We start from the raw sequence: 5907 nt of genomic DNA, 5'->3' as shown, positions 1-5907 counted from the left end.
GCCCAGCCCCGCCAGCTTCAGCCCCTGCCGCAGCACCATCACCAACACGTCGGAGCTGGCCGCGCCCAGCGCCATGCGGATGCCCATCTCCCGCGTGCGCCGCGCCACCGAGTAGCCCACGACGCCAGCGATGCCCAGCGCCGCCAGCAACAGCGCCGTGCCGGCGAACAGTCCCATCAACAGGGCGGACAGGCTGCTGGAGCTGATGGACTCATCCACCAGTCGCGCCAGCGGCGCCACGCCGAACAGCGGCACGTCCGCGTCCACCGCGCGCAGCTCCGCCTCGATGGACGCGCGCAGCGCCTCCGGCTCCCCCGCCTTCACCCGGACCACGAGGCCCAGGTACGACGCGGGCGACGTCGGCAGCGACCAGTAGGCCGCGGGCCGCGCGGGCGAGGACAGCCCCCACTCGCGCAGGTCGTCCACGATGCCCACCACCGTCGCCCACTGCTTCCTCGGCTCGATTGACAGCCGCTGCCCCAGCGCGTTGCCCTGGGGCCAGTACACGTCCGCGAAGCGCTTGTTGATGACGACCTCCGGCACCGCGCCCACCTCGCCGATGCCCTGGTGCAGGCGGCCCTGAAGCAGCTTCACCCCCAGCGTGCTCAGGTATCCCGGGCTCGCCAGCCGGAAATCCACCGCGGGCAGCAGCTCGCCCTGCACCTCCGGCCGGCTCTCGAACTCGAGGCCGCTCGTGGAGATGCCACCCAGGGGCAGCATGTTGGTGAGCCCCACGGACTCCACGCCCGGCAAGGCCTCCAGGCGCTCCAGCAGCTCGCGCTGGAAGGCCAGCTTGCGGGCGGGCTCCGCGAAGCGCGCCTCAGGCAGCGCGAGCCGACCGGTGAGCACACCCTCGGGCTTGAAGCCCGCGTCGACGCCGCGCAACGCGAGCAGGCTCTTCACGAACAGGCCCGCACCCACCAGCAGCACCAGCGCGAAGGCCACCTGCGCCACCACCAGCCCCGAGCGCAGCCGGCCCGAACGACCACTCTCCGAGCCTCGCGAGCCCTCGCGCATCGTCGCATTCAAGTCCGCGCGACTCGCCTGGAGCGCCGGCACCAGTCCGAACACCAGGCCCGTGAGGACGGAGACGCCCATCGTGAAGCACACCGACGTCACATCCAGCTTCACGTGCGCCATGCGCGGCAGTCCGTCTCCCATGAAGGCCAGGAGCGCATCCGTGCCCCACATCGCCAGGAGCAACCCCAGCGCGCCACCCGCCAGGGACAACACGAGGCTCTCCGTGAGGAACTGCGCCACCAGCCGGCCACGGCTCGCGCCCAGCGCCGCGCGGATGGACACCTCGCGCTCACGCGCCGCCGCACGAGCCAGGAGCAGATTCGCCACGCTGCTGCACGCCACCAGCAGCACGCAGCCCACCGCGCCCAGCAACAGCCACAGCGTGCCGCGCACGTCGCCCACCAGCTTGTCCTCCAACGAGGTGACGCGGATGGACCAGCCAATCCCCTGGTAGCGGGACTCCACCGCCTGCATGTCGAGGGCGACCCGAGCCATGTCCGCGCGCGCCTGCTCCAGCGTCACGCCCGGCTTCATCCGCGCCAGGCAGAAGAGGTAGCGCGTGGTGCGCTCCGAGACATGCTCCGGCAGCGGCACGAAGGGCACGTAGAGGTCGGCGCGCTCCGGGTGCACCACGCCGCGGGGCAGCACGCCCACCACCGTGTAGGGCTTGCCGTCGAGCTGCATCGTCTTGCCCAACACGCCGGGGTCCTCCGCGAAGTGCGCGCGCCACACCTTGTGCGTCAACACCACGACCTTCTCCCCACCCAGAGAGGCTTCCGCCTCGGTGAAGTTCCGGCCAAGCATCGGCGTCACGCCGAGCGTGGGGAGCAACGTGGCGGTGCCCTGCACCACGGCGAAGCGCTGCGCGGCGCCGCCTCCGGTCAGCGTCATGTCCCGCCAGTTGTAGGCGGCCACCGAGCTGAAGACTCGCGGCAGCGTGCGGAAGTCCTGGTACTCGGGCGTAGAGATGGAGATGCCCTCCAGGCCCACCGCCTGGATGTCGTTGGACACGGTGACCAGGCGCTCCGGCTCCGCGAGGGGCGGCGGCGTGAGCAGCACGCCGTTCACCACGCTGAACACCGCGCTGTTCGCGCCGATGCCCAGCGCCAACGCCAGCACCGCCACCAGCGTGAAACCCGGGCTCTTGCCCAGCGTGCGCAGCGCGTACCGCAGGTCTTGAATGAGGGTCTCCATCGACGCGCGCTCCTACTCCGCCTTCAAGGCGATGATGGGGTCCACCCGCGTCGCGCGGTGCGCCGGCAGCCACGTCGCACCCAGGGCCACGCCGCTCAGCAACGCGGCCACCCCGACGAAGGTCCACGGGTCATAGGCCGTCACACCGAACAGCAGCGTGCTCAAGAGCCGCGCCAGCACCAGTGACAACACCAGCCCCAGGCCCACGCCCAACCCCGCCAGCGTCAGGCCCTGGCGCAGCACCAGCGACAGCACATCCGACTTCGTCGCGCCCAGCGCCATGCGGATGCCCATCTCCCGCGTGCGCCGTGCCACCGCGTAGCCGATGACTCCCGAGATTCCGAGCGCCGCGAGCAACAGCGCCGTGCTCGCGAACAAGCCCATCAGCACCGCCGTCAGCCTGCGCGAGCTGATGGACTCATCCACCCGCTGCACCATGGACGCCACGTTGAACCAGGGCAATTGGCCATCGAGCGCGAGCACCTCCGCTTCGATGGCCGTGCGCAATGACTCCGGGTGGCCCGACTTCGCCCGCACCGCCAGGTGGAGATTGGAGAGCGGAGTCTGCGCCACGGAGTAGTACGCTGTCGGACGCGCGGGCTTGTCCAGGCCCCACTCGCGCAGGTCGTCGACGATGCCCACCACCGTGGCCCACTTCGCATCCGGCCGGTGCAACTTCAGTCGCTGGCCCAGCGCGTTGCCCCGCGGCCAGTAGAGGTTCGCGAAGGTCTGGTTGATGACCAGCGCCCCCGCCGCGTCCGGTCCATCCGTCTCCTGGAGCATGCGCCCGTCGCGCAGCCGCACCCGCAGCGTGCGCAGGTAGTCCGCGCTGGCGAAGCGCGTCTCCACCGCCGGCCATATCTCCCCCGGCGCCCGCATCCGCCCCTCGATGTCGAAGCTGGTGTCCGTCCTTCCACCCAAAGGCAGCCTGTTCGTCACCCCCGCGGACTCCACGCCGGGCAGCACCTGCACGCGACGGAGCAGCTCCTGCTGGAAGGCCCGCTGGTCCTCCGGCCTCGCATACCGGGCGGCCGGCAGCGAGAGCTGACCGGTGAGCACGCCCTCGGGAGTGAAGCCCGCCTCCACCTGGGTCAGCGCCTGGAAGCTCCGCAGGAAGAGACCCGCGCCCACCAGCAACACCAACGCCAGGGCCACCTGCGTCACCACCAGCCCCGAGCGCAGCCAGCCCGCGTTGCGTCCCTCCGTTCCTCGCGAGCCCTCGCGCATCGTCGCGCTCAGGTCCGTACGGCTCGCATGGAGCGCCGGCGCCAACCCGAAGACCAGGCCCGTGAGCAGCGACACCCCCAAGGTGAAGAAGACGGAGGCCGCATCCAGCCCCACCTTCTCCGCCCGAGGCAGCCCGTCTCCCACCATCGCCACCAGCGCGTCCGTGCCCCACACGGCCAGCAGCAGGCCCAGCGCGCCGCCCAACGCGGACAGCGCGAAGCTCTCCGTGAGGAACTGCGCCAACAACCTGCCGCGCCCAGCGCCCAGCGCCGCGCGGATGGACACCTCGCGGCCCCTCGCCGCCGCCCGAGCCAGCAGGAGGTTGGCCACGCTGCCGCACGCCACCAGCAGCACGAAGCCCACCGCGCCCAGCAACAGCCAGAGCGTGCCGCGCACCCGGCCCACCACCTCGTCCTCCAGCGACTTCACGCTGATGGCCCAGCCGTAGCCCCCGTAGCTGCTCGCGTACAGGGTCTCCATCTCCTGGCCCACCCGCGCCATGTCCGCCCTCGCCGCCTCCAGCGTCACGCCGGGCTTCAACCGTCCCACCATGCTGAGGTAGTGGTTGCCGCGCACGTCTTCGGCCGCCTGCGCGGGCGTGGGCGCGAAGGGCGCGTACATGTCCGTGCCCGCCGGGTACTCCACGCCGGGCGGCAGCACACCCACCACCGTGTATGCGTTGCCATCCAGTTGCAGCACTCGGCCCAGCACCCGCGGGTCCCTGGCGAAATGCGTGCGCCACAGCTTGTCCGTCAGCACCAGCACGCGCTCCCGGCCCGGCGTCTCCTCTTCATGCGAGAAGGTGCGGCCCAGCGCCGGAGCCACGCCCAGGGTGGGGAACAGCGAGGCGGTGGAGAACATCACGGTGAGCCGCTCCGGCACGTCCCCTCCGGTGAGCGTGATGTCGCTCTCCACATAGGCCCCCACCGACGAGAAGGACTTGGGCATCGTGAGGTAGTCCCGGTACTCGGGCACCGACACCCAGATGTCCTTCAGGTCGGACCTGGCGTAGTTGCCCCAGACGTGGACCAGGCGCTCCGGCTCCGCGAACGGTGGAGGCCTGAGCAGCACGCCGTTCACCACGCTGAACACCGCGCTGTTCGCGCCGATGCCCAGCGCGAGCGCCAGCACCGCCACCAGCGTGAAGCCGGGGCTCTTGCCCAACGTGCGCAGCGCATACCGCAGGTCCTGGATGAAGGTCTCCATCGACACGCGCTCCTACTCCGCCTTCAAGGCAATGATGGGGTCCACCCGCGTCGCGCGGTGCGCTGGCAGCCACGTCGCGCCCAGGGCCACGCCGCTCAACAACGCCGCCACTCCCGCGAAGGTCCACGGGTCATACGCCGTCACGCCATACAGCAGCGTGCTCAACAGTCGCGCCAGCACCAGCGACAACACCAGCCCCAGCAACACGCCCAGCCCCGCCAGCTTCATGCCCTGGCGCAACACCAGTGCCAGCACGTCCGACTTCGCCGCGCCCAGCGCCATGCGGATGCCCATCTCCCGCGTGCGCTGCGCCACCGAGTAGCCGATGACGCCCGAGATTCCGAGCGCGGCCAGCAGCAGCGCGGTGCCCGCGAACAGGCCCATCAACAGCGCCGTCAGCCTCTGCGAGCCGATGGACTCGTCCACCAGCCGCACCATGGACGTCACCTTGAACAGGGGCAGGTTGCCATCGAGCGCGCGCACCTCTGACTCGAGCGCCGTGCGCAGTGACTCCGGGTCGCCCGCCTTCACGCGCGCCACCAGGTGGAGGCTGGAGAGGGGCGTCTGTACCGCGGAGTAATACGCCGTCGGACGCGCGGGCTTGTCCAGGCCCCACTCGCGCAGGTCGTCGACGATTCCCACCACCGTGGCCCACTGGGCGTCGGACCGGTGCAGCTTCAGTCGCTGGCCCAGCGCGTCCCCCTTCGGCCAGTAGAGGTCCGCGAAGGTCTGGTTGATGACCACCGCTCCCGCCGCGTCCGGTCCGTCCGTCTCCTGGAGCATGCGCCCGTCGCGCAGCCGCACCCGCAACGTGCGCAGGTAGTCCGCGCTGGCGAAGCGCGTCTCCACCGCCGGCCACATCTCTCCCGGCGCCCGCGTCCGCCCCTCCACGTCGAAGCTGGTGTTCGTCTTGCCGCCCAAAGGCAGCATGTTCGCCACCGCCGCGGACTCCACGCCGGGCAGCGCCTGCACGCGGCGGAGCAACTCCCGCTGGAAGGCCCGCTGGTCCTCCGGCTTCGCGTAGCTCGTGGCCGGCAACACGAGTTGACCGGTGAGCACGCCCTCGGGAGTGAAGCCGGCCTCCACCTGGGTCAGCGCCTGGAAGCTCCGGAGGAAGAGGCCCGCGCCCACCAGCAACACCAGCGCGAACGCCACCTGCCCCACCACCAACCCCGCGCGCAGCCGGCCCGCCTTGCCACCCTCCGTCCCTCGCGAGCCCTCGCGCATCGTCGCGCTCAGGTCCACGCGGCTCGCCTGGAG

General features: G+C 71.1%; 3 protein-coding genes. All 3 read right to left on the bottom strand.

The annotated features are described in order from the left end of the window. Positions 1 to 2214: ABC transporter permease (locus tag HR086_RS43985; protein ID WP_174468625.1), on the bottom strand; the 2214-nt coding region annotated here is incomplete at its 3' end. 12 nt (positions 2215 to 2226) lie between these two features. Next, on the bottom strand, positions 2227 to 4647 hold the full coding sequence (locus tag HR086_RS43980) for an ABC transporter permease (protein WP_174468624.1): 2421 nt from the start codon (positions 4645 to 4647) through the stop codon (positions 2227 to 2229). 12 nt (positions 4648 to 4659) lie between these two features. Further along, on the bottom strand, positions 4660 to 5907 hold a 1248-nt coding region (locus HR086_RS43975; protein ID WP_174468623.1), incomplete at its 5' end, for an FtsX-like permease family protein.

Origin of the sequence: Myxococcus sp. CA039A, assembly GCF_013336645.1 — a bacterium.
GTDB lineage: Bacteria > Myxococcota > Myxococcia > Myxococcales > Myxococcaceae > Myxococcus > Myxococcus llanfairpwllgwyngyllgogerychwyrndrobwllllantysiliogogogochensis.
Note: the sequence above shows the minus strand (reverse complement) of the source record. Positions and strands in the feature narration are given on the sequence as shown.

Coding starts and splice junctions, on each gene's coding strand:
- HR086_RS43980 (WP_174468624.1), bottom strand. CDS start 4,647: ATGGAGACCTTCATCCAGGACCTGCGGTATGCGCTGCGCACGTTGGGC.